The organism is Microcoleus sp. LAD1_D5, assembly GCF_036702115.1.
Lineage (GTDB): Bacteria > Cyanobacteriota > Cyanobacteriia > Cyanobacteriales > Microcoleaceae > Microcoleus.
In genome coordinates, this window is the sequence record NZ_JAUBSA010000068.1 from 1 (window position 1) to 25,501 (window position 25,501).

Annotated in this window: 22 protein-coding genes and 1 tRNA gene; 15 read left to right on the forward strand and 8 right to left on the reverse strand. The window is 46.1% G+C overall.

From position 1 onward, the window contains the following. The first annotated feature begins 849 nt into the window (after positions 1 to 849). From QUA70_RS22655 to QUA70_RS22665, 3 genes are all read left to right on the forward strand, one after another. Positions 850 to 1,023, forward strand: coding sequence for a hypothetical protein (locus QUA70_RS22655; RefSeq protein WP_333327057.1), 174 nt, complete (start codon positions 850 to 852; stop codon positions 1,021 to 1,023). Positions 1,024 to 1,198: 175 nt separating this feature from the next. Beyond that, positions 1,199 to 1,552: a hypothetical protein gene (locus QUA70_RS22660; protein WP_333327055.1), complete on the forward strand. Its 354-nt coding sequence runs from the start codon at positions 1,199 to 1,201 to the stop codon at positions 1,550 to 1,552. A 32-nt stretch (positions 1,553 to 1,584) separates the two neighbouring features. Beyond that, complete coding sequence (locus QUA70_RS22665; RefSeq protein WP_333327053.1) at positions 1,585 to 1,869, forward strand: flagellar alpha dynein; 285 nt, start codon at positions 1,585 to 1,587, stop codon at positions 1,867 to 1,869. Between the two features lie 134 nt (positions 1,870 to 2,003). Here QUA70_RS22665 and QUA70_RS22670 read toward each other — a convergent pair. From QUA70_RS22670 to QUA70_RS22680, 3 genes are all read right to left on the reverse strand, one after another. Then, a tRNA-Ser gene (locus QUA70_RS22670) sits at positions 2,004 to 2,090 on the reverse strand. Positions 2,091 to 2,150: 60 nt separating this feature from the next. Next, positions 2,151 to 4,742, reverse strand: coding sequence for a ComEC/Rec2 family competence protein (locus QUA70_RS22675; RefSeq protein WP_333327051.1), 2,592 nt, complete (start codon positions 4,740 to 4,742; stop codon positions 2,151 to 2,153). A 210-nt stretch (positions 4,743 to 4,952) separates the two neighbouring features. After that, positions 4,953 to 5,432, reverse strand: coding sequence for a DUF4079 domain-containing protein (locus QUA70_RS22680; protein WP_006634842.1), 480 nt, complete (start codon positions 5,430 to 5,432; stop codon positions 4,953 to 4,955). Between the two features lie 252 nt (positions 5,433 to 5,684). Between QUA70_RS22680 and QUA70_RS22685 the strand changes: the two genes are divergently transcribed. Next, positions 5,685 to 6,731, forward strand: coding sequence for an endonuclease/exonuclease/phosphatase family protein (locus QUA70_RS22685; protein WP_333327049.1), 1,047 nt, complete (start codon positions 5,685 to 5,687; stop codon positions 6,729 to 6,731). An 819-nt stretch (positions 6,732 to 7,550) separates the two neighbouring features. On the opposite strand, the gene QUA70_RS22690 is transcribed toward QUA70_RS22685, so the two are convergent. Continuing rightward, the gene (locus QUA70_RS22690; RefSeq protein WP_015176985.1) at positions 7,551 to 7,889 is read right to left on the reverse strand and encodes a DUF1815 family protein; all 339 of its coding nucleotides are present in this window, start codon (positions 7,887 to 7,889) and stop codon (positions 7,551 to 7,553) included. Between the two features lie 317 nt (positions 7,890 to 8,206). Continuing rightward, complete coding sequence (radC, locus tag QUA70_RS22695; protein ID WP_333327047.1) at positions 8,207 to 8,938, reverse strand: RadC family protein; 732 nt, start codon at positions 8,936 to 8,938, stop codon at positions 8,207 to 8,209. Between the two features lie 254 nt (positions 8,939 to 9,192). Between radC and QUA70_RS22700 the strand changes: the two genes are divergently transcribed. From QUA70_RS22700 to QUA70_RS22735, 8 genes are all read left to right on the forward strand, one after another. Continuing rightward, positions 9,193 to 10,191 carry an AraC family transcriptional regulator gene (locus QUA70_RS22700; RefSeq protein ID WP_333327045.1) on the forward strand — a complete coding sequence of 333 codons (999 nt, stop codon included), beginning with the start codon at positions 9,193 to 9,195 and terminating at the stop codon, positions 10,189 to 10,191. Positions 10,192 to 10,521: 330 nt separating this feature from the next. Beyond that, positions 10,522 to 13,560 (forward strand): TonB-dependent siderophore receptor, encoded by a 3,039-nt coding sequence (locus QUA70_RS22705; protein ID WP_333350085.1) that lies wholly within the window; start codon positions 10,522 to 10,524, stop codon positions 13,558 to 13,560. Positions 13,561 to 13,697: 137 nt separating this feature from the next. Then, positions 13,698 to 14,528, forward strand: coding sequence for an iron-siderophore ABC transporter substrate-binding protein (locus tag QUA70_RS22710; RefSeq protein WP_333327041.1), 831 nt, complete (start codon positions 13,698 to 13,700; stop codon positions 14,526 to 14,528). A gap of 4 nt (positions 14,529 to 14,532) precedes the next feature. Continuing rightward, on the forward strand, positions 14,533 to 14,934 hold the full coding sequence (locus QUA70_RS22715) for a DUF1636 family protein (protein WP_333327039.1): 402 nt from the start codon (positions 14,533 to 14,535) through the stop codon (positions 14,932 to 14,934). A 27-nt stretch (positions 14,935 to 14,961) separates the two neighbouring features. Next, a complete protein-coding gene (locus QUA70_RS22720) occupies positions 14,962 to 16,743 on the forward strand; it encodes an ABC transporter ATP-binding protein (RefSeq protein WP_333327037.1) in 1,782 nt (593 codons plus the stop codon). Between the two features lie 104 nt (positions 16,744 to 16,847). Further along, positions 16,848 to 17,879, forward strand: a complete 1,032-nt coding sequence (locus tag QUA70_RS22725) for an iron ABC transporter permease (protein ID WP_333327035.1) — start codon at positions 16,848 to 16,850, stop codon at positions 17,877 to 17,879. After that, positions 17,876 to 18,916, forward strand: a complete 1,041-nt coding sequence (locus QUA70_RS22730) for an iron ABC transporter permease (RefSeq protein ID WP_333327033.1) — start codon at positions 17,876 to 17,878, stop codon at positions 18,914 to 18,916. Before QUA70_RS22725 ends, QUA70_RS22730 begins: the two co-directional genes overlap by 4 nt. Before the next feature lie 105 nt (positions 18,917 to 19,021). Further along, a complete protein-coding gene (locus tag QUA70_RS22735; RefSeq protein ID WP_333327031.1) occupies positions 19,022 to 19,840 on the forward strand; it encodes an ABC transporter ATP-binding protein in 819 nt (272 codons plus the stop codon). Positions 19,841 to 20,079: 239 nt separating this feature from the next. Here the strand turns inward: QUA70_RS22735 and QUA70_RS22740 are convergent, their stop codons facing one another. Continuing rightward, positions 20,080 to 20,703 (reverse strand): excalibur calcium-binding domain-containing protein, encoded by a 624-nt coding sequence (locus QUA70_RS22740; RefSeq protein ID WP_333350089.1) that lies wholly within the window; start codon positions 20,701 to 20,703, stop codon positions 20,080 to 20,082. Between the two features lie 424 nt (positions 20,704 to 21,127). Here QUA70_RS22740 and QUA70_RS22745 point away from each other — a divergent pair, with 424 nt between their 5' ends. The 3 genes from QUA70_RS22745 to QUA70_RS22755 all read left to right on the forward strand — a co-directional run bounded on the left by QUA70_RS22745 (position 21,128) and on the right by QUA70_RS22755 (position 22,933). Further along, positions 21,128 to 21,427, forward strand: a complete 300-nt coding sequence (locus tag QUA70_RS22745; RefSeq protein WP_333327027.1) for a hypothetical protein — start codon at positions 21,128 to 21,130, stop codon at positions 21,425 to 21,427. Positions 21,428 to 21,633: 206 nt separating this feature from the next. After that, on the forward strand, positions 21,634 to 22,650 hold the full coding sequence (locus QUA70_RS22750) for a succinate dehydrogenase/fumarate reductase iron-sulfur subunit (RefSeq protein WP_333350091.1): 1,017 nt from the start codon (positions 21,634 to 21,636) through the stop codon (positions 22,648 to 22,650). A 94-nt stretch (positions 22,651 to 22,744) separates the two neighbouring features. Then, complete coding sequence (locus QUA70_RS22755; protein ID WP_006634850.1) at positions 22,745 to 22,933, forward strand: chlorophyll a/b-binding protein; 189 nt, start codon at positions 22,745 to 22,747, stop codon at positions 22,931 to 22,933. 234 nt (positions 22,934 to 23,167) lie between these two features. Here QUA70_RS22755 and QUA70_RS22760 read toward each other — a convergent pair whose 3' ends face one another. After that, a complete protein-coding gene (locus QUA70_RS22760) occupies positions 23,168 to 23,788 on the reverse strand; it encodes a pre-peptidase C-terminal domain-containing protein (protein WP_333327023.1) in 621 nt (206 codons plus the stop codon). A gap of 190 nt (positions 23,789 to 23,978) precedes the next feature. Next, entirely contained in the window at positions 23,979 to 25,427 is a 1,449-nt protein-coding gene (locus QUA70_RS22765) for a trypsin-like peptidase domain-containing protein (protein WP_333350093.1), read from the reverse strand. Positions 25,428 to 25,501 lie beyond the last annotated feature (74 nt).

Below are 25,501 nucleotides of genomic sequence, written 5' to 3' on the forward strand. Positions count from 1 at the left end.
AAATAAGTCCCTTCGGAATTTCTTCCAAGGTAACGTCTTCCAAGATTCACTAACATTGCTGCTGTGTCTAATCATGCTCTGCTCTAACTTATGTTTTCTGAACACCTCAGACCAATTACGGTCTGTCCTACCCGAACTAAGGGGGTTCCGCTGCTCGTCTAGCCTACGAAAGGGTTCGACTTCCCCTTGACCCTTAGTTCGTTTTTCTTCGTTCCCTCGGTTAGATTGATTGTTCCTTTAGGTGGAGCCAATTTAACTGCTGGATTCCCTGGACTCTTGCCGATATTGATAGTATGATTCGGCGGGAATAAGCTCCAGTGAAGTCGGGAGTTTTTGTCTGTGTCCCGCTTGGGGCTAAGTTACTTTTCTAGGCTCAATTTCACCATCGGAACTCCCCATTAACACCAGTGTCACCTCACATTAGATGTCTGTTTGCGTCCTGTTCCCAGCTTCACTCTCCGAGAATCGAGCTCGGTCGGTGTGGGCAGGTAGGGAGTCATACCTGAGTCTGGCAGAAGGGACTTGCACCCTTATCAGACCGAGAGTTCAGCCTTGTGACTGGAAACGCTATGTACGGACTTTCACCGTGATTCACCTTTCAACGAATCGCACACCATCTACCCCTTTTGCCTAGAATGACCTCCTACTCTACCTTTGAGAGATGCCGTGAAAAGTAAGCACTGTAGTCAAGGGTAGACTACAGTCAGAATCCTTGCATGATATGGATTTAGAGCCTACTGTAGTCACTGTAGTCACAAATTCACCACCTTCTGAAAAATCAGAAAACTTATTGCTGAGTCCCCAACCTGCTAAACCAGTGGCCACCCAAAGGAGCCTAGGACTTTCCAGTTGGGTCAGCAAGTTGTGGTTAAAGATGGAGGGGGTATTTATCAAGGCGCTCGCGGTGAGATTGCAGATATTTGGCACAGCAGCACTGGCACGAGCTATCTCGTCAAGTTTGATAAGCCTGTTAGGAATATTCGGCAGTTTGAGTTTGAAGGTTCCGACCTGATGAAGCTTTAAGCTTTCTCTGAGTTAGAAATCGCTGCTAGTAAGCCTGTGCTGATTGGCAGCGGTTATCTCTGATTGACGGCTAAATCCCGTCCCTATGCGGGGATTTTCATGTCAACAAGTTTTGTCTACAATATGTTGACAGTTATCAGTTATTGTAGACAAATACTGTATACAACTGTCTACAATGAGTCAAAGTCAAGTCGTATCGTTCAGGGCTTCCGGTCACTTCTTGAACTGGATAGAAGCTCAAAGACTAGATGGTGAGTCGGTCAGTCAAGCTGCACAACGCATTCTCAAGAAAATATCAGGCGCGTCTACAACCCTGTCTACATTGTCTACATTGTCTACACAGGATGACGCTACAGCCTTGTATACAATATCTACAGATTTGTCTACAGGAGACCATAACAGCGTCGTGTCTACAGAGTTGTCTACAACTATGGCAGAAACTGTAGACAAGGCTGTAGCCGATCGCCTTGACCCCGTGATGGAACGGATGGCCACCATTGAGGAACGGCTGGGAAAATTGAGTGCCTGAGCGATGGCAACGATGAATCGCTCAGGCAGGAATTGAAAGCGGCTAACAAGCAACTTACAGAATGGGATGCAGAACTGAATCAGTTACACGAGCGCAACGGCGATTTGGGTCTGAAGGTGCAGATGTTGGAGCAAGATCTCAAGGAAGTGCGGCGCGATCGGGAAGCCAATAAAAACTCAGCTCCGACCGTGGCAGAGTTTCCAGCATCGGCCGACGTGCTCAACCAACTCAAGGCACGGCGCAAAAAGTCTAAGGCGGACATGGCAGACGTGGAGGCAATTTTAGAAATACTCCTGTCTGACCGATCGCCCGCTTGATGGGGTGGAGTTAAAACAAAAAGTGGTATATACCGCAGTGGTGCATATACCACTCATATATACCACTGCCTATAAAACTGCACGTGTGGCTAAAGAAGCGGATAGCATCAAAGCCTTGTGGAGTAAGGAATGTACGGAGAGGGTGGGATTTGAACCCACGTTAAAGTTGCCTTTAAAATAGATTTCGAGTCTACCGCATTCAACCGCTCTGCCACCTCTCCAATTGATTTGAGATGTGAGCTAAAATTATTTTACCGCACAGTGCGCCAGATTGTAAATCTTTATAAAAAAGAAGTTTGATTTTCTTCAGATTCCAGAGTGGTCTTAAATCCCCCTGCTGGAGTCCACTGGAGGGCTCCGTCGCGCCCTGTCCAGAATATCTGGATTTTGCTTTGGCGCAGTTGGGCTGCGGTTTCTGGGTCGATTTCGTTAGCAGATGCGATCGCCACTTGCGGCCCAACCGCGCTTAATAACTCAGCCGTCAGGGCTTTTCCTGACCACCACAGCACTTGAGCCGGCTTCAAGGTTCCCGTTGCTGCCAATTTTTTTTGCACTTCCGGTGTCATTTCACCGACGAGCAACCAAGTTCGATTTCCCACCAGGAATTCTACCACCGGAATCTCCGCATTCACGAACTGCAACCGCGTCGAACCCAGATCGACTGCACTGTTAGTTTCTAAAGGAAAGTAAACGCCTTGGCGAGATTGCACAGCCGTTATAAATTCCTGATTGTTGCCACGGTGAATTTGTTTCGGAGCATAAATATCATAAAATGTTTTAATTGGCAAGCGTTCTAGTAATTTTCCCCAACCACTGCTCAAACCTAAATGACCGTGAGTGGCGATCGCAAAATTGACCGAATTAACTCCTTGCTGCTGCAAAAAAGGCAGCACTGTAAACCTTACGGTATTTTCATCACCGCTATTAATTAGCGCCACTTTTCCCCTATCTTGAATTACTAACACTGGTTCGCCCGATGTCGCCAGCAAAGTAACTTGAAATAAAGATGCTTGAACGTGCCAAGCTGGCAAAACTATGATACTTATTCCCGCCACCAGCGCCAGCGGTAAAATCCAAGCAGATGAAAAACTCGGCAGCGAAACAACTCTACTTTTACCCTTCTTCCCTCTTCCTTCTTCCTTCTTCCTTCTTCCCTCTTCCTTCTTCCTTCTTCCTTCTTCCTTCTTCCCTCTTCCTTCTTTCTTCTTGTTTCTTCCCCCAATCCAAACCCAGCAAATTAAACTGTAAAGCGCGATTAGTTGAAACACCGATACTTGACCGACAGCTACCGAATTACCGGGCAATTGCGAGAAATATTCGGCGATCGCAATTAACCACTTTGCCGGATAGTCTAGGACTTGCACAAAAACACTTCCAGCAGGCGGAAAAATCAATCCAGCTAAAGCGCTAATCATTCCCCCAATACTCAAAATCCACAGCAAAGGAGCCGCAATAATATTGACTAAAATGCTGTAAGGTGATACCACACTAAAAACGTAAAGTAACAGCGGCAGCACCCAAACTGAAGCGGCGATCGGAACCACCACAATCGAAGCGATCGCGGGAGGCATCCAGTCCAACTTTGCCATCAGTGGCGGCGTTGTCACAATTAACCCCAAAGTCGCCAAAAAACTCAGTTGGAAACCTAAATCCCAAATCCACAAAGGGTTAACCAGTAGTAAAATAGTAGCAGCGATTAACAGCAATCCCAGCGGCTTAACTTGGCGGTTCAGCACCAAAGCAAATAATGTTCCAAATCCCATCAAAGCCGCACGGCATACTGAAGCTTCAAAGCCAGTTAATCCCACAAGCAAAAATAAAGCACCGACGCCAAAACTAAATTGTAATTGTTTGGAAAAACGCCTGGTTAAACCTAGAACTAAAGCCAAAACCATAGAAACTTGAGTGCCGGAAGCTGCGATCGCGTGGGCTAATCCAGCCTGCACAAAAGAGTCGCGGATGTTGTAAGGTAAATCTACTGCTTGTTTGCCGAGGGCGATCGCACTGATCAGCGGGCCTTCGGGAACATTTAACTGCGATAGCTGCGATCGCACGATCCGCTGCCGCATCGCTTGAATTTTCGATGGCTGCATCCCGCTTGGCTCCAAGAAAGCAGCCGTTTGGCTGTTAACTCGATTTACATCTGCGATCGCTTTTTCTCTCCTCCAGTCGATTTGACGACCTTTGAGCCCTACAAAAGCCCCTTCTCTGGCTAAATATGCTTGAAAATTAAAAGCCCCTGGATTCGACGGCGGCTGCGGTTTGTACAAGGAACCCACAACTGCGATCGTATTGTCGGCGTACAAACCCGTTGCTTGCAGCAGGGGCAATGTAACGTAAAGTTTGCCGGATACTGGGCGGTTGACAACTGCTCCTCCCTCGCCGCCGTTGATTTCGCTAACTAAATCTGTTTCTAGCCAAAATTGCGATCGACCGGATCGAGTCAATCGAGGTGTACTGACCACTCTACCGCGAACTGTCACTGCCACTTCTTGAGTATTCCCGCCAGCCGGAATCAGTTTGCTGATGTCATCTATTGCTGGTTGGGGCGATCGAACTGCAAAATAAACGCTCGCTAGAAATGCCACCAAACCCGCAACTGCCCACACCCATTTCGCTCTCGGCAGCATCTCCAACAAACTCAACTCTTCCCTCGCATCTAAGGGTGCTTCAAGAGGATTTTCTTTTTGTCTGCTGCGTCTTTTATTGGTGACTTTGACAGAATTTTTAGTAAATTTTCGCAACAATTTTGGCAGGGCGATCGCTACCGCTACTCCCAAAGCAAGTATCGCGTATCTACCCCAAGAAACCGCTGTAGAAATCAATCCCAAAATGTATGCAAGACAGAAGATGACACCCGTTGCTTGATTCATTAATTAGTAATTGAGAGGGGGAATATTTCAGGGAAAACTATGCGGAACTTATGCACTCCTTACCAAATAAACCGGATTTTTTAATCAGGATCAAAGGCTAAACGCCGTGTATTTCGATAAAAAACCTGTTTCTGGCTACCCGTGCGTAAGTTATGGAAAAATTTCTTTCCTTACATTCTTTCCCTTCCCCTTCCCCTTCTTCTTCCTCTTCTAAATAGACAGCCCCAATTTTAAACCGAAAGCCGCGTGCAGCACCATAAGTGCAAGGGCTGTCGTGCCTAAATAAGCGTGAACCGCACGCAGTGCCAGCTTATTGCCCCCAAAACCCGTTAGCGAAATCAAGCTGCCAACAGCCAGTAAAACCAGCACCGCCGAACCTGTCCAAAAATGCGGACTTTCCATGACTGGCTGGTGCTGCATCACCAGCGACAGCAAGCCGCCTGTATAGCCCAAAGCTAGAAACAGAAACATCCACGGTGCAAGCTTGCGGTGATCCGAGCGACTTTTGAGTGCGACATCTTTATCGGTGGCCAAACGTCCTTGCCATCCCGTATACCCGACAAAACTGCCCATTGCCACTACCACGATCCCCATCATTACAGGGTGTCCCCAATGGGTAATTGGTTCGGGAATTCCCAGACTGCGAAATTGACTGGCGATGGGTTCGAGTAGTTCGCTGAGATTGATCATTTGCTTGAGATTCCTAACTTTGCGATCGCTAATTTTGGTTTAACCAACAACTTACTATAAATAGCAATATACCAATCGTGATTTTCAATCACTGTTTCCAGCCCGAAGTCTGTATAAAATAAAAGAGCCGGACACAGGAGAAGTGTATTACCTAGCCTCAGCAGGGGATCTGCCATTTCAGTTAATTTGAGCTGAGCAGTATCCAGTTTTTTGTCCCCACACCAGTAAGAGGATGCTATTGCAGACGGCGCTATGATTAAGCCTTACCGATTTTTGCAGCGAATTGCTCAACTGCTCGCCTACGCTTACTCAGCACTGATTGTCAGCTATCTGATTCTGAGACTGATCTTTTGGGACAGGTTGTGGCCGGTTGCCTTGATGGGGGATTTTGTTCCTTGGATTTTCTTGCCAATCTTCCTGCTGCCAATTCTAGGGTTTTTTCTCATAAAGAAACGCTGGTTCGCGATTGTTTCATCTGTGGCTAGCCTCTGCCTGCTGGGTTGGCTACACGTCACCTACTTTTCTCCCCAGTCGGCGAAGATCAGTGACTCCCAGCCAACCCTCAAGGTTTTTTCTCTCAACCTCGGCTGGCATCACAAATCCCCACAAGCTTTGGTTAACCTAATTCAGCAAGAAAAACCAGACCTCATTTGTTTGCAAGAAATTAAGGAGGATTACGCCCAAGAAGTATTCTCTAAGTTGGTGGCATTATACCCGCACCACCTGGGGCGCGGATACCATGTGATTCTCAGCCGATATCCGATTCGCTCTTTCCACAAGTTAAAGCTAGCCGGTGGGAACGAACCACAGGAACGAGCTATTATCGAAATGAACCAGCAAGATGTAGTTCTTTATAACATTTCAACAACCCCACCGTGGTTTCGCCAGCATAAAATTTTGCCTTTTCTCAAAATCCCAGTTTACGACTACGGCGACCGACCGGCACAAATTCAAGATTTAGTGCGACGACTCCAGAAAGAAACGCTGCCGACTATTGCCGCCGGGGACTTTAATCTGACTGACCAGTCTCAAGACTACTCTTATTTGAAAGCGGTTATGCAAGATGCTTTCCGAACAGCAGGAGTGGGTTTTGGCTTTACTTTTCCTCACGGATGGGATTTGAGTTTACTGGTTAAACAGTTAAACTGGAAATTAACTTTTCCCCTGGTGAGGCTTGACTATGTTTGGTATTCTCAGCACTGGGGGGCGAAATCAGCCAAGGTTTTACCGCCAATTGGTTCAGAGCATCTGCCCATGTGGGCAGAACTGCGGATGCGACCGAAATTAGGACGAGTGTAGGGGGTGGACAACACTTTTGTGGGGCTACCACAATGGAATTGGTGTCAATTAAAGCTGCGGGCGAAGATCATGATGCTGTTGGCGAATCCGTGAAGGGTGACACCCCACATTTGCTCCCGTCGCACCCCTCTTAGATCATTTCCGGTAATTACCCGCAATTAATTTTTCTTTCCCTGTTTCTCTTTCTTCTTCCTTCTTGGCGTACTTGGCATCTTGGCAGTTCATTATTAAACCCCCCAAGCCAACAAAGTATTGATTCGCCAACAGTCTCATGGAATTCGCGGCTATCCAAACCAGGAATTTTAGACAAATGAAGATGTTTTCAATCAAGCACTCACTAATTGCTCGAATTAAGCCTTACCGGCTTGGCAGTTGACTGCTGAATCGCCCCTAGGCCATAGCCTCCGGTATGCGCTTCACCCAATCTTCACAGCCTCATCCTCACTCTGGATGTTAAATTCTACCTGCCTGCTTAAAGTTAATTTCAATTCCTTGACTTTTGAATGCCAAGTGAGAAATTAACATCGCAGCCGACGAGGAGTCACACTTCTACATTTTGCTAATCGCTCTCAAGGGAGAATCAACTGCTGAAAAAAACTAGAGGTTCCAAGTTTGAGACTTCTGGCATATAGTATGCCGTCTGCCCAGGCTCACTTCGATCGACTGAGCGCTAAACCGTCTGAAAGCACCCTTCTATGTTGAGCAGCCATCGCTGTGCAACACGTCAACCCTCTCAACTAACTCGCTGGGGATTCGGTTTTAGCAGACAAGCACCCACTTTCTTGCGTCGCCTTCCTCGGAACCGTGCAATCGCTACACTCACTGCGCCGTCGCTAAAGTAGCTTCCGAAGGTTGGATTTGATACTTTACGAGATTTGCCAGTTCTTGTAACTGATTAATCGCTTCTGCACCTTCTAGTTTCATGAGTTCGCGGTCGTCCCGCATCTCAGTCCAAGTGATACCGTAATCTGACACTAAAAATCGAATCAGATGGTTGTCCGTCAAACTGACCATAAATGAGGCACTGTTCATCTGACCCCCGCAAGTGTAGCAGGATGCCAGATAACCCCGATGCTCTAGCACGATCGCTAAAGCTTGGAGATTCATTACCAAATCTTGAACGAATTTACGGTGTTGTTCTGCAAGTCTCAGAAACACAGTTCTCCTCCTATCACCACACCGTGTATTTTACAGCCCATTTAATAATTGCTTAATAAATGGGTATTTAGGTGCTGGTTCAGTATACGTTTAGTATGCTCAAAAAAAATCGGATTAGCGACCTCTTCAGCCTACCTATACTAGATTAACCGAGTTGTGCTCGAAACGAAGTATCAGCAGCGACATTCAGCCAAAACAGGCTCTCGCGGGGGACTCCAGCCTGAAAATTTGCCTGCTGTCAGAGCTGATTCACCCGTCGGATCGGGCAAAGATACAAATAACTAATGATAGTAATGAAATTAGTTAAGTATAAGAGTTCAATCGCCCTGGGGATACTCGTCCCAAAGCGTCGTCGTCTGCCGCAAGCTCCGAAAATCGCCATTCCCCAAAATCAAGTGATCCAGTAGCGGAATCGACAAAAACTGCGCTCCCGCCAGCAACTGTCGCGTCAAAGCAATATCCTCCGGGCTTGGCTCCACAATCCCGGAGGGGTGATTGTGCGAGATAATCGCCCGCGTCGCCCCCTGGCGGATGACCTCGCGAAATATATCCCTAGGGTGAGCCAAAGTTTCCGTTGCTGTGCCGATCGTAATTACCTGAGTACCCAGCAACCGATTTTTCACATCCAGCAGCACCACAGCAAAACGTTCCTGAGACTGCCACATCAAATCCTGACTCAGGGCATCCGCCGCCGCTTGCGGAGAGTCAACCACCGCCATTTCCGGCGGCCGCGACTGAAATACCCGCTTCCCCAACTCCACCGCAGCCAAAATCGAAGTTGCCTTAGCAGGGCCAATCCCATGAATCTGCGTCAACTCCTGAACGCTAATACTGCGTAGCACAGCCAGAGGATCACGGGAATGCAAACTCAACTGATTTAAAATATACTGTCCGAGTCCGACGGCGGAAAGTTTGCCGGGTCCCTGACCAGTACCCAGGAGAATCGCAATCAATTCTGCAGTCGCCAAACTTTTCGGGCCGCCCGCCATCAGCCGTTCCCGTGGCCGTTCACTCGTTGGCAAATCGACAATTCTCAAGCTGTAAGTCATAGATGCACCAGCACCGCAAGCTCAACAATTGCACAATTTTAGCCGATCGATTTGCGTTCTTCAATTGGTACAATCACCGAAAAAAGCCTTCATTATTAACCGAGGCTGTTGGCAGAGCAAATCTAACCTAGCGTTTCGCAAGCGATCGAGTCTCGATCTCGATCAGCAAGCCCTACTTAATATTCTATGGTATTGAGCATTCGCGGTAAGATTATTGATAATAAATATCATTAATTTTTAGAGATCATCCAGCTATGACCATCACCCTGACGATGAAAGAGGATTGGGAACTGTGGGCAGAAGCTAACCACAACAGCCTCCAACCACCAGAACCAGAACCATTTGAAATCCTCTGTGAAATGCCCAAGCAACTCGGCAAAGGCTACTTACGGGATATTGAGGTGCACCCTCATCTTTGGCTTGCGATTTTGGACTATGAATATCACGATGAGGTCCTATATAAAATCCCTGAATGGGATCACCCACTGCAATTTTGCGTTCTTCTTTCCGGCAAAGTCATAGACGAATACGGGGGGCAGTCAGGGGAAGGATATACGTGTATTTCTGGTAGCGGTATTCAACGCAAAATGCTTACAAAATCCCCCAAATCTCGACAGGTGGGCGTTGACATTCATATGCCTCCTGACTTGCTGGCAACTTTTTTCCCCGATGAAACAGGAGAAATTCCCCAGCAGTTGCGTCTGTTGGCAAAGGGTAATGATTGGCAGACTTTGCTCTACCCGGAAACTACGGCGGCTATTCAGGGAGTAGCACAGCAAATTGTCAACTGTCCTTTCCAGGGCATGACAAAGCGGATGTATTTACAGGGTAAGGTGTTGGAACTAATGGCGTTGCAGTTAGCTCCCATCTTATCTGCTCAAGACGGACTGCAACCATCGCCGCGATTGAAGACAGACACCATCGCCCGGATTCATCTGGCTAGGGAAATTTTAGTGGCACGTTTGGAGAATCCGCCGTCATTGCTGGAATTATCGCAAAGTGTCGGGGTGAGTGATCGCACTCTGCAACGTGGATTTAAGGAACTGTTTGGCAAAACAGCATTTAGCTACCTGACAGAGAAACGTATGGAATCGGCAGAGCAGTTATTGCGTCAAGGAAACATAACTATTACTGAGGTTGCTCACCGAGTTGGTTATTCCGAGCCAAGACGCTTTGCTGAAGCCTTTAAGCGCAGGTTTGGTATCACGCCGAGCGGATGTTTATTTGGTAGAAAGTCGTTTTCAGGCACATAATGCGGTTTTTGGCATAGACGCACTTGCGATTGATTCTCTATACTCACCTCCATTGAATTAGAAACTATTTGCAGTAATCGAGTTTGGGTCTAACACCTAATAACTCTTGAAGCACCCCACCCGCGATGTCGCGCACCCTCCCCTTGGTAAGGAGCTTGTGTGTACACGGTAGCTTCTTAAGGGGGGCTAGGGGGGATCTAGATTTAATAGTCAAACAGCATTCTGTGACTGGGTTTGACGTTAAGTTGACACCTCTTGGGGGAGCGATATTACTGCAAAGCGGATTAATTCAGTCAAGTTCTGCAAAAAGCTGGTGTATTGGGAGTTGCGATGAAGCGTTGGTGTTTGTCTGGTAGTGGGCGACTGTGGTTTTTACTGAGTCTATCGGGATGCTTGAATGCTGTTGCCATTGGGCCGGGATGGGCAGAAATTAAACCAATGGGTGAAAAGCAGGAAGTCGAAAGTCAGGAAAATTTACAACCTCTGTTGACTCAAAAAATTCGGCAATTGAGTGAAGTTGAGCTTCCCAGCACTAGCGCAATCATGCTGGTGCAGTCGCCAGCACCAACTAACCCCCCTTCCGTCCAAGGGCGGTTTCATTCTCACCAAAAACGTGAATTTTTTAGGGATAGTGCCCCCGTGCCTACCCCCGACCCAGACGATTCGATCGGCATGTCAGACCAAGAGGGCCGGCACGGGGGCACGGCCCCTAAGTCGAATGAAACAGCCCTGCCTTCCGTCCCCCCTTACCAAGGCCAGGGGGGTGAAATTGTGCAAGTTACATCGGCAGAAATTCAACCAATGGGTGAAAAGCAGGAAGTTGAAAGTCAGGAAAATGTACAATCTCTGTTGACTGGAAAAATTCGGCAATTGAGTGAAGTTGAGCATCCCAGCACTAGCGCAATCATGCTGGTGCAGTCGCCAGCACCCCAAACAGCCCCCTCATCAGAAATTGTACAGGTGACGGGAGTGCAAGCTAGACCCACAGAGAAAGGTGTGGAGGTGATTTTACAGACGACTGTTCGAGAACGATTGCAAATCACTGATCGCAGTGCTGATAATAACTTTATTGCTGATATTCCTAATGCCCAACTGCGTTTACCGTCGGGCGATGCTTTTACATTCAGTTCCCCAAATCCAGTTGAGGGGATTACTGAGATAACGGTAACTAATCTGGATGCCAATACTATTCGGGTGACGGTGGTAGGTGATAAAACTTTACCAACGGTTGAGTTATTTAATGATGATGCAGGTCTGGTTTTTGGTATAACCTCTGCGGCCATTGCGACGCAGCCTCCACTGCAACTAGAACCAGAGCAGCCCACGAGTGAGACACCGCAAGAGGAACCATCGGCACAAACCGATCGGCGGCTAATTGAGTTAGTCGTGACGGGCGATCGACGAGATGGGTATCGCGTTCCGAATACTACGACTGGGACAAAAACTGATACACCTTTGCGTGACATTCCCCAATCGATTCAAGTGGTGCCTCAAGAAGTGCTGCGCGACCAACAGGTGACTCGCTTAGAGGATGCACTTAGAAATGTTGCTGGTGTCAATCAGGCTTTTAACTTTGGGCCACTTACTTTCTATAGCATTCGCGGATTCGATGTAACAGAGACGAATCTTCTCAGGGATGGACTAATTGATACATTGTCTGGACAGGTCAGCGAACTTTCCAGTATTGAGCGAGTTGAAGTTCTCAAAGGTCCCGCATCAGTGCTATTTGGTTTAGGTAATCCAGGAGGAAGCATCAACCTCGTATCTAAACGTCCTTTGCGCGACCCTTTCTATGCTGTTAATGCAACGATTGGCAGCTATAGTTTTTATCGAGGTGCAGTTGATTTGTCGGGACCGCTAAATGACTCGAAGACAGTCTTATATCGTCTTAATTTAGCCTACAGAAACTCAGGTAGTTTTGTCGATTTATTTAATGGTGAAAGCTTAAATGTATCGCCCGTAATCAGTATAGCGCTCGGAGAGCAAACTAACCTGACCTTGGAAGCAGAATATATCAGGACAAGGGATACGATCGCATCTGGCGTACCTGTCATTGGTAGTGTATTACCTAACCCAAACGGGAAAGTGTCCCGTAATCTCAACCTTTTTGAACCTTCTGATAGTTTTGAGCAGACAATTATTAGGCTTGGATACCGGTTAGACCATAAGTTTAGCGAAAATTGGTCGATAAACAATGCGTTTAGGTTTGCATTTCGCGATCTCTATCAACGACGCACAAATGCTGGGAGTCTAGATGCAGACGACAATCGGACTTTTACGAGATCAGCGTCCGAAAGCTCTTCCGAAAATAGAAATTATGCGATGACGACAAATCTGATTGGTAGGTTTTCCACAGGTTCAATTCAGCATCAGCTATTATTGGGATTTGATTTAAATCGTTTTGACAACTTTGATCCACCAATCGATGAATTCGAGGCGGCATCAATTGATATCTTCAATCCTGTATACGGTCAACCGCGAGGAGCAACACTCCCGTCTTCTTTTGGGATTCGACAGCAGACAAACTCATTAGGAATTTATCTTCAAGATCAAGTTGCACTGACCGATAACTTGAAGATTTTGTTGGGTGAGCGGTTTGACTTTATCGATCGAAAATATGAAGATTTAATCAGCAACACAGAAAGCAGTGGGACAGATAGTGCATTCAGTCCTCGCGTTGGGATTGTCTATCAACCCATCCCTGCAATCTCACTGTACGCCAGCTATACAAGCTCATTTACTCCACCAGGCGGCTCATACTTTTTTGGTGTTGACTCTTCCTTCAAGCCAGAACGCGGTAATCAGTATGAGGTTGGGGTAAAGGCAGATTTGAACGATCGACTTTCAGCAACGCTTTCCTTGTTTGATTTGACCCGTACCAATGTCACCACAGCAGACCCTAACAGACCAAACTTTTCCATTCAAGTCGGTGAGCAGAATAGCCAAGGGGTAGAACTGAATCTGGCGGGCGAAATTTTACCAGGATGGAATATTTTTGCGGGCTATGCTTATATCGATGCCCGTGTTACTAAAGATAATACTTTGACACCTGGAAGCCGATTGTCAAATAGTGCAAATCACTCTTTTAACTTATGGACAAGCTACGAGATTCAAGAAGGTAATCTACAAGGCTTAGGTGCTGGAATAGGCTTGTTTTATGTGGGCGATCGCGTTGATTTTAACAATACCTATACTGTACCTAGCTATTTTCGGACTGATGCCTCTATTTTCTATAAACGAGATCGCTTCACAGCCGCACTCAACTTCAAAAATCTATTTGACGTAGAATATTTTGAAAGTTCGCTAGGTAATCGTGTTTATTATGGACAACCTTTTACAATTCAAGGAACTATTTCTTGGCAGTTTTAATAATTGAGACAATCATGCGACATTTTTCCTACTGGCTAATATTAGGCCTTTTCGGATTTACTCTAGTTACAGCTTGCAATCTCCACACATCTCAAAATATATCCTCTTTACCTAAACAATCAACCGCAGAATGTCGCATGGTTAAACACACAATGGGGGAAACTTGTGTTCCTATTAACCCCCAGCGTGTTGTCACCTTATCTTCATGTACTTTAGGCAATGTCCTCGCACTTGGGGTTAAACCCATCGGGACAACTAACGAAGTTTACGTAGAGGGAAACTCTCTGACATCCATTAATGGTGAAACGGAGGGAATAAAATTACTTGGACTTTCACAACCAAATTTAGAAGCAACGTTACGACTCAAACCAGATTTAATTATTGGTGTAGATTGGTTTAAGCCCATTTATCCTTTACTATCTAAAATTGCCCCTACGGTATTAGGTGAGATTGATTTCATAAGCTGGCAAAAACATCTGAGTTTTGTAGCTAAATCACTGGGAAAGCAAAAGGTTGAAAAAGCCCTTTGGGATCGCTACTATCAGCGAATAGAACAGCTAAAACTAGCATTAGGAACTCGCTATCAAGGTAAAAAAATATCCTTCATAACTGTTGGGCGTGAGCAGATATACATTGATTCCAAAAACTCATTTCCTGGTTCTATTATCAGCGATGCGCTTTTGCAGCGTCCAGCCGCACAAAATCTTGATTCAACCTATGGATCTTTTCCTATTTCCTTAGAGGAATTAGAAAAAGCAGATGGTGATATTTTATTTGTGACGACTTTTTCGAGAAATGGCAAGGAATTTCTGGCAAAAAAACAACAAGAGCCACTTTGGAAAAAACTTAAAGCCGTTCAAGAGAATCACGTTTATTATGTTGATTTTATGGCATGGGCGGCGACACATATGCTTGGAACTGACGCTGTAATTGATGACCTTTTTAAATATTTAGTCAACACACCATAAACCTATGCCTAAACACACCCTATTTATCTGCAAATCCTGCCACCGTTCCTCCGCAGAACGACCAAAAAATCCCCCTTTTGATGGCACTATTTTAGTTGACAAGCTGAATACTTTATGCGCCGAACAATTCCCAGACAATGAAGTGGAAATTCAACCAGTGGGATGCTTATGGGCGTGCAATCATGGCTGTGTGGTATCCGTCGCCAGTCCAGATAAACCCACCTATCTCTTCGTCAATCTCACCCCCGGAGAAAGTGCCACTGCATTACTAGATTTTATGCAACTGTATATCAAAAGTGCTAAAGGGAATGTAGTTTGGAAACAGATTCCTGAACTGTTACAATCTGCTATTTTCGCCCAAATACCTCCTGTAGGAATTAATGAAAACCAAAGTAATTCTGATTAATTATCTTCTCTAAATTGAGCATTTACCATGACCTCTTTACCATTAACCAAACAGCATCCCCTCCTACGGTTGTTACACTACGCCAAAAACTACCGCCTTCAAGTATGCACTGCTGTAACCTTTACCATCCTCAATAAAATCTTCGACCTGGCACCATCCTATTTAATAGGTGTGGCAGTAGATGTCGTAGTGGAAAAAGAGAACTCTATCATTGCCCAGATTGGGATTACTAACATCATTGGACTACTGGCAATCCTCTCATTATTAACATTATTAATTTGGACTTTAGAATCACTATCTGAATTTATTTACGATCGCCTGTGGCGCAACCTCGCCCAAACCATGCAGCATGAGCTACGTCTTGATGCTTATAGCCATTTACAAGAACTAGAACTGAGCTACTTTGAAGAACGCTCTACAGGCACACTTTTGTCAATATTAAACGACGATATCAATCAATTAGAAAGATTTCTTGATTCTGGGGCGGCTAGTATTCTGCAATTTATCACCACTATTTTAGCTGTAGGCGGTTCATTTATTCTCATCGCCCCCACTGTAGCTTGGTTGGCAATCCTACCCACACCCTTCATATTCTGGGGTTCATTAGAATTCCAGAAACGACTCGCACCCCGTTATGCAGATGTCCGTGACAAAGCCGGATTTATTAATAGTCGTTTAGCTAATAACCTCTCAGGGATTGCTACAATTAAAAGCTTTACTGCTGAAACCTACGAAAGAGGTCGTGTCCTTACTGACAGTGAAGCCTATCGCCGCAGTAATGCCCGTGCGATCGCACTTTCTGCTGCTTTTTATCCAGCTATTCGATTAGTGGTTGTAATCGGTTTCATCGCCACACTGTTTTTTGGTGGGGTTGCAGTGGCAAATAATCAGTTAACTGTGGGAACCTATGGTTTCATGGTATTCATTGTGCAGCAATTACTGTGGCCTTTTGCCAGTTTGAGCGAAATTATGGACGAGTATCAACGGGCTATGGCTTCCACCAAACGAGTCATGGGATTGTTAGATACTCCCATTGCTATTCCCACAGGGAAACATCCTTTACCGTTAAAAACAGTACGCGGTGAGCTGCATCTTGACAATATTACCTTTGCATACAACGATCGCACCAATGTACTGCAAGATTTATCATTGCACATTCCCGGCGGGGCAAGCATTGGCATTGTCGGTGCAACAGGTTCTGGTAAAAGTACCCTAGTTAAGCTACTGTTACGCTTTTACGAAGTCCAAGGCGGACAAATCCTGGTTGATGGTATCGATATTCGGGAGTTACAACTTGGGGAATTACGACGCTGTATTGGTTGGGTGAGTCAGGATGTATTTTTATTTCACGGTACGGTTGCAGAAAATATTGCTTATGGCAGTTTTGATGCTAGTCATGAAGAAATTATCCATGCTGCCAAATTAGCCCAGGCTCATGAATTTATCCTGCAACTACCCCAAGGATACGATACTATCGTCGGTGAAAGAGGTCAGAAACTTTCCGGTGGTCAACGGCAGCGAATTGCGATCGCCCGTGCTATTCTCAAAGATCCACCGATTTTGATTTTGGATGAGGCTACCTCTGCGGTGGATAATGAGACGGAAGCGGCGATTCAGAAGTCATTGGCGATGATTACTCAAAATCGAACTACGATCGCGATCGCCCATCGTCTTTCCACAATTCGTCACAGTCATTGTATTTATGTGATGGATCGCGGTCAAATTGTCGAGCAGGGTAAGCACGAGGATTTACTAGCACTTGATGGAATTTATGCCAGTCTGTGGCGCGTACAGTCTGGGATTCATTAATACTTGCCTTAGATGGAACGGCCTACAACAACACCCAGTAATTGGATATGTCCCTGTTCAATCTGAGGGCTAATAAACAGTTAATTGTTGAGAGAGTGCATAAAATGACAAAAGGGTTCACAAAATCGTATAGAGAATGGAAAAAGCCTCAAATATCAGCCTTAGTTGGTCTGGTTTTGGGACTGGTTATCTTGTTGATTTGCTTGGTATACAGTGTCACGTTAGGTGCAGCAGAAATACCTCTAGAAAAGATTTTGACATCCTTTGTTGCCTTTGATGGTTCCTACGATCACCTAGTCATTCAGACAGTAAGATTACCTCGATCGCTCATTGCTATACTCGTAGGTTCAGCCTTGGCAGTATCAGGAGCGTTAATGCAAGGTTTGACACGCAACCCCTTAGCAGATCCAGGTATTTTAGGTATTCAGTCGGGGGCTGCATTGGCTGTAGTTGCCACAATTTTTGTTTTTGGTAGTTCGTCTTTGAGTGTTTTAACCATTGTGGCCTTTTTGGGTGCAGGAGTCACAGCAATTTTAGTCTACTTCCTTGGTTCTCTAGGAAAAGGAGGGCCTACACCATTGAATCTCACAGTAGCAGGCGCTGCGCTCACGGCTCTGATTTCTTCCCTGACTACTGCTATCCTGATCGTCAGTCAACGCACCTTAGAAGAAATTAGATTTTGGTTAGCAGGTTCACTAGCTGGGCGCGATATCAATATGTTCTTGCAAGCACTGCCCTTCGTCGCCCTTGGATTAGTCGTTGCTTTTGCCCTTGGTAAACAAATTACTACCATGAGTCTCGGTGAAGACATAGCAAAAGGCTTAGGTCAACAGACAGCTTGGGTGAAAATCATCACGGCAATTAGCGTTGTTTTACTGGCGGGAAGTGCCGTATCTATTGCCGGCCCAATCGGCTTTATCGGCTTAGTTGTTCCCCATATCGTGAAATTTTTCATCAAAGCTGATTACCGTTGGATTTTGCCTTATTCCGCAGTGGTAGGTGCAACTTTACTTTTGGTTGCAGATATTGCGGCGCGTGTATTAATTAAACCCCAGGAACTACCTGTGGGAATAATGACAGCACTGGTTGGTGCGCCCTTTTTTGTCTACTTGGCTAAGTCAAAGGTGAAGAAATGAAGTTAGATTGGCTCGTCATCCGTTCCGAAGCGATATCTTTTCGCATAGACAAACGTGTGCCACTGATGCTGTTATGTTTGGCAGTGGTGATTGTAGTGGCGATGGTGATGAATGTGGGCAGAGGAGAATATCCCATTTCGCCCTTGGATATCGTCAAAACTGTATTTGGTTTAGATACAGGCAACCCAGACCATGCTTTCGTGATTCATAACCTACGGCTAGCCCGCACCCTTGTCGCTTTCATGGTGGGAGTGGCGTTTGCTATTTCTGGCACTATCTTTCAAGGTCTCACACGCAATCCCTTAGCTGACCCTGGTATTATTGGCATCAATGCTGGGGCAAGTTTAGCAGCAGTGACAGTAATTGTCTTATTTCCATCAGCACCGATTTATACGTTGCCTGTTTCAGCCTTTGCAGGTGCTTTATTGATGGCTGTTTTAATTTACTCCCTGGCTTGGAATAACGGTAGTTCGCCGATTCTATTAATTTTAATGGGTATTGGCTTGTCTGCGATCGCCAGTGCATTCACCAGTTTAATGATTACCTTTGGGGACATTTATGACGTTAGTAATGCTTTGGTTTGGTTAGCTGGCAGTGTCTACGGACGCACTTGGGAGCAAGTCTTTTCCTTCTTACCTTGGTTGATTGTTTTCGTACCAATGGCGTTGACATTGGCAAGACATTTGAACGCCTTAAATTTAGGAGATGATGTCGCTAAAGGTTTAGGTACTCGCGTGGAATGGCAACGTGGTTTGCTAGTGCTGGTGGGTGTAGCTTTAGCAGGTGCAGGGGTCGCTACTGCGGGAATGATTGGTTTTGTCGGTTTAATTGCACCTCATTTAGGCAGACAGTTGGTAGGTACAAATCATGAAGGGTTAATTCCTACTTCTGCATTGTTAGGAGGTGTGATTGTGGTGGTCGCAGACTTGCTAGGAAGAACGTTGTTTGCACCTATCGAACTTCCTTGTGGCGTGGTAACTGCTGCTATCGGCGCTCCTTATTTTCTTTTTTTGTTAATTCGGAATCGCAAAAAATAAGTAATTGGCGACTGGGAACTTGATAAAGATCATATTTTATCAACCCAAAATTTAGGTTTTCCTAAATCCAAACTCTCAAATCCAAAATCTAAAATGGTATCACTTATGAAAGGACTATCAACCAGAGGTTTATCTTTAGCTTATGATGGTGTGCCAATTATCCGAGACTTAAATTTGGCCATTCCTACCGGACAAATTAGTGCTTTAGTTGGTGCTAATGGTTGCGGTAAATCAACTTTGTTAAGAGGTCTGGCAAGACTTCTCAAACCAGATCATGGTACTGTATATCTTGACAGCACCTCAATTTTTAAGCTTTCCACCAAGGAAGTAGCGCAGCAGTTGGGTATTTTGCCTCAAGGGCCAGTAGCACCGGAAGGGTTAACAGTCAGAGATTTGGTAGCACAAGGACGTTACCCTTATCAAAATTGGTTGCAGCAGTGGTCAGCCAAAGATGAAACAATTGTGCAACAGGCACTCTTAATTACAGATTTACTGAAGTTGGCAGATAGAGCATTAGATACTTTGTCTGGTGGACAACGACAGCGAGCTTGGATTGCAATGGCACTAGCACAGGATACAGATATTTTACTTTTGGATGAGCCGACTACTTTTTTGGATTTGGCGCACCAGATAGAAGTTTTAGATTTGTTGTATGAGTTGAACCAAAGTCAGAGAAGGACAATTGTGATGGTATTGCATGACTTGAATCAGGCGTGCCGTTATGCTGATTATCTAGTTGCTGTCAAAGATGGTCAGATTTTTGCGGCTGGGGAACCGAAAATGGTAATGACTGAGGAGATGATACTCTCAGTTTTTGAGTTAGAGTGTCGTATTATTTCTGACCCAATTTTGGGTACGCCAATGTGTGTGCCGATAGGACGTAAGGGAAAGTTAACTTCCTCGGAAACAAACGTGTGCGAGTAGCAATGGAACAAAAATGTACATTAACGACTGATAAGTCTGATTCAGCCACTCCACGAGCTCCCGATAACTTTTGAATCAGGCGCGATCGTTCTTTCTGGCTAGCAGTGCGACTGGTTTTTAGTTCAGTTCGCGATCGCACGCTACCCAAAAAAACCCGGTTTCTCGTTGTCGCGATCGAGCGTATATGACCAAATTACGTGAAGAAACCGGGTTTTTGCGATCGCGAACTGAGATCAAATCTAAGGCAGCGTTTCGCAAGCGATCGAGTCTCGATCTCGATCGAGCTTAAACGGATCGCCCGGATATGCCTCTAAAACTCGCTGCGCTTCGGCTTGAGTCGCAAAGTCAGAACAGTTGCAATCCGAGTTAACGCAACTCGGAAAATCGGCACTTTTAACCGAAGGTTTAGAAGACTCGTAAATAACTTTCTTGGTATCTTCCTTTGGCTGCTGTGCATCAAGAGCAATCTCTGCGGTTCGTTCAACAGATTTGACTGAAGATGGCAATTTGCGATCGGGCTCTGGTTTGGCAAGTGCAGGTGCGGGAGGAGAAATTGCAGGTTTCGGTGTTGGTAATAGGGTTTTCACAGTCTCCGGCTTGGGTGTCACCACTGCCGAAAGCGGTGATGGCTTAGCGGTTTGAGATGATTCTAGCCGATCGGTTGGGGCCGGAGGCGCCACCGAAACTTGGCTTAGCGGATTGGGTGCGGTTACGCCAACAAGTACAAACGAAGCCACCATCAAACCGCCGTACATCGCGGCCGATCGCTTGCGGGTTGGTGCGGCCACCCATTTCGGATTAACAATACCCAGAAAGAAGGCAGGGATAGACAATAGAAAGCTTAAGACGAAAAAATTAAACATAGCGATTTTTAGCAGTAAAAAAGAGAAGTCATCCAGGACGCAGAAACCGGGTTTCTTTTACCAAAATCCGAGGTGAAGCACGAAGGATATCTGTTTAAACCACCTGATTTCTTTAATCCCTGTGCGTAAGTCCTGAGAAGTTAACTTCCTTATTTATCGACCGACCAACTCACAAATCCCTATGATTTACAAAGTAAATAGAACGCTGGATATCCTACGCGGGTGAAAGCCGGCTGATGAGTGTATTTCTCGTTAGTAAACCCACGATTTTTTCCTACAATTCGCGATCGCACTCCGACGCCTATAAACCGGGGTTTTTAATTGCAGTAAATGAGTAGAACCAAGTATTTTTCTTAAAAAACTACGTTTCTGGCCCCAACCGGGCGTAAGTCCTGGTAAAATTTCTTGTAATGCTGCCAAAAAAGTGAGCTGCATACCCAGCTACCTTCAGCGCAAAGGTGCGCTTACCCTAAATTCTGGCCATTCAGTTGAGGCCAGCAGCCCCGATGAAACTGGTTGTGGCGCCTTAGGTGCTGTAACCCCAAGCAAAACGAACGAAACTGCCATCAAGCCGCCGTACAAGGCAGCCGATCGCTTGCGAGTTCCTAGTCCCACCCATTTAGGATTTAGCAGACCCAGACAAAAAGCCGGTGTGGAAAACATGAAAGTTAATACAAACAAGCTGGACATCACGCACCTCCGACTAGCGAATTGCAGCTATTAATTACTTTTATCTCCAATTGATAGCTCAAAAATCCGCTTAAAAGAGTTACAGTTTAGGATTTATGACTTGGGACTTATTGCCTTTGATCAAGCAATAATAAAAACTGGTTAAATCTCTTACTTTAGGTAGTGGTTAAAACAAATAATAGCTTTCTAGAGAGTCCGAAAATTTAGCTTAAAATAGACACTAAATTCCTCACTCAAAATATGAAAGTCCGCTTTAACGTAGTCCGCCAAAATCAAAACGAGGCTCCCCGGGTTCACACTTACACCCTAGATGTGGAAGAGAGCAATACCATCCTCGACTGCCTCAACAGTATCAAATGGGAACACGACGGCACTTTAGCTTTTCGCAAAAATTGCCGCAATACAATTTGCGGCAGTTGTTCTATGCGAATTAACGGTCGATCGGCATTAGCTTGCAAAGAAAATGTGGCCAGCGAACTCGCAAGACTGCAAAAAATAGCCGATTCCAGCTCAGCAGAAAAGCCTACTGATTTCATCCCAGAAATCACCGTCGCCCCAATGGGAAATATGCCGGTCATTAAAGATTTGGTTGTTGACATGACCAGTTTTTGGGACAACCTAGAAGCAGTGGAACCTTATGTCAGCACCGCCTCGCGAGCAATTCCAGAACGCGAATTTCTGCAAACTCCAGAAGAGCGATCGAAACTCGACCAAACCGGCAACTGCATCCTCTGTGGTGCGTGCTATTCTGAGTGCAACGCCCGCGAAGTCAACCCGGAATTTGTCGGCCCCCACGCCCTCGCCAAAGCTTACCGCACGATCGCCGACTCCCGCGACAGCGAAACCGAAAATCGGCTCGAAAAATACAACGAAGGCACCGCAGGCGTCTGGGGATGCACCCGCTGTTACTACTGCAACTCGGTTTGTCCGATGGAAGTCGCGCCGATGGATCAAATTGGTAAGATTAAACAGGAGATTCTCGATCGCAAAGACGACCAAGCGAGTCGATCGATCCGCCACCGCAAAGTCTTGATCGAGCTCGTCAAAGAAGGCGGCTGGATAGACGAGCGCAAGTTTGGCATCGAAGTAGTAGGAAACTACTTCCGCGATGTTAAAGGTTTGCTGAGTCTGGGCCCGTTGGGTTTGAGAATGATCGCTCGCGGCAAGTTCCCGCTGTTTTTTGAGCCTTCAGAAGGTACCGAAACCGTGCGAAATCTGATCGAATCGGTTCAAAGTTTAGAAAAGTCAGCAGATTAGCGATCGGCTGTCATTTCTCTTGTAAATTAGAAGTTGTGCGATCGCAAAGCTTCCGAAAACTCATCACTCAAAACTCGAACCTCAAAACTTTTAAATGACTGCTAAAACTCCTCCCTCCCCAAAACCGACAACCCCAAATACCCCAAAACCAGAACCAGCGTTTGGGTGGAATGCCTATGCAGAACAAATCAACGGCCGATTTGCGATGGTGGGATTCGTGGGACTTTTGCTGCTAGAATTCTTTACCCGCCAGGATTTTTTTACCTGGCTGGGTTTTCGTTAAATTAATCTAAATCCAGAATGGAAGTTGAAAATTTATCGCTATTTCAGCTTCCCTTCTACTTTTAAAATTTATTTAAAATACAGTTTATCAAATTATAAATGCAAAATTATGACTTTTCTAGTTTCCGATAACACAGGAATGTACCAACGTCGAGCGCACTACAAGTAAGTGCGCTCGTCCTTGAATTATAGGGACACGGCAATGCCGTGCCCTGACTCCGAAGTTTCGTTCAAACTAATTTCCAGTTATTTCGCGGACGGTCAAACTATACTTGCCTCTACCTTTTGGAGGCGGATCGTAAGCATTGACAATGACGCGATAGCGACCATTCGCAGACAAGGTAACAGAAATCTCTGAATTGGAATTTTGCTGCGTTGCATCATCATTTTCTCCAAGTAGCTCGCCCTGGGAGTTGAAAATGGCGAGATAAGTATCAAACTCGGTACTTTCTACAGTAATAACCACTTTCTGGCCCTGAGTGCCTTCAAAGGTATACTCGTCGTACAAACTGCTGTCCGAGGGCAGTACAGAAGACTTGGCAGGGCTGAGTTCTCCGTTTTGTTCTAAAATGACTTTAGATGAACCCGCATCAGGACTCGGCCGAGGTTCTAGAGTTGGGCTCTGAGTTGGCGAACTCTGTGGTGAGGGCGACGGGTTGGGGCTTGCTTGCGCTAAAACAGCCTTGTCAGCAGGCTTCGCGTTAGGTAAATTTTGGGGAATTTCTCCTGAAATGAGGGTGGAAATACTGTTAGCAACTCCACCTGAATTTGAAACTGGCAGGGAGAGTGTCGGCTTACCAGAAAAAGTAGCTACCAGAGCAATTGGCGCGATCGCCCAAAATCTAACTTGACGCATGAATTACCTCGATTTGCAACGAAGAAGGAAGTTCGGCAACGGATGAGTGTAAGGGATTTAACGGATGCAAGAAGGAAGTTCGGCAACGAGCAATGTACGGGATTTAACGGATGGAAGGAAGCAGGAAGAAAAATAATTCGACCAATTCCCAATTCCCAATTACCAATTACCAATTACCAATTACCCATTTTCACCGGACAGTTAGAGTGTAACGACCCCGGCCCGCAGCATCGTAAGCATTGACAATTACGCGGTAGCGACCCGTAGCGGGCAAAGTAACGCTCAGAAACGCATTTTTAGTCGAATCGCTCGCATCGTCATTTTCTGCCACTAATCGGCTATTAGGGCCAAAGATAGCCACATAGGGATCGAAATCTGTGCTTTCGAGGGAAATGGCTACAGACTGACCCGATCGACCTTCAAAAGTATACTCGCGATACAGACTGTTGTCAGACGGCAATACCGGGCCGCCTGCGACTAAAGCGCCTTCTTCTTGCAAAATCGCCCGAGAAGGCCCGGTAGGAGCACTCGCTTTCAGTTCCAACGTATAAGCCCCCGACTGCCTAGCTTCGTAGGAATTTGCCACTAACGTGTAAGTGCCGTCTGCTGGCAGCCTGACTGTAATTCTGGCGTCTTTACTGCCGGCCCCGTCATCGTCTTGCGCGATTTCGCGCTGGTTGGGCCCGAGCAAAATTAAATAAGGGTCAATTTCTTGACTTTTCATTTCTATTGTGATTTGCTGGCCCGCTTTTCCCTCAAAGGAGTAGAGGTCAAAAAAGCTGTTGTCTGCGGGCAGCACGCTAGACTGGTTGGTGAGTTTGCCACTGAGGGCGGGGCCGTTTAACGCAACTTTTTGAGGTGATTTGTTGCCAAAGGGCGATCGGGCTTGAGCCACGCGGGGAGCTCGCCCTTCTCGCACCGCTGTCAGGAAAGCGGGTACTTTGTCTGCTGAAATTGCAAAACCGATACCGATACTGCCACCGCCCCGACCGCGAGTAAAAATAGAAGTATTGACGCCGATTAATTCTCCTGAACTGTTTAGCAGTGGGCCTCCTGAATTGCCGGGATTGATGGCGGCGTCGGTTTGAATTAAGCCCCGCTGCTGGTCGATGCGGCTGACGATTCCGATTGTAAAAGTACCTTGAAATTGACCGAAGGGATTGCCGATCGCAAATGCTTGTTGCCCGACTTTCACCGAACCGGGACGGGCTAAAGGAATGGTGGGCAAATTGTTTTGATCGCGAATCTTCACCACGGCTAAGTCTAGACCGTCTTCGCCGAATCCAATGACATCGGCGACAAGTTTTCTGCCGTCTGCCAAAATGATATTGACGGTACCGCCTGCCGAAACAACGTGGGCGTTGGTTAACACCATGCCGTCGGGGCTGATAATTGTGCCACTGCCGTTAGATTTATCTGTATCGACTGTAACAACCGCCGGACTAGCCTTTTCGTAGACCCGAATATTGGTTTGTTCTTCGACAGTTTGGGCGATCGCACCCTGGGAATGCACCGAGTTAAATTCCGTTAAATCTGTTGATTGCCGCACAGGAGAGGTCGTAACAATCGCACTGGCGCTGGCTGTTACCCCAACCGTTAAAATTCCCGATACTGCTAAACTTAGAAGTTTGAAATTCATGGCGATCGATTATTATTTAGCGATCGGTAGCTAGGAATTAGGTTTTGTGGCTAACTGCTAACTACCTTCTGTAA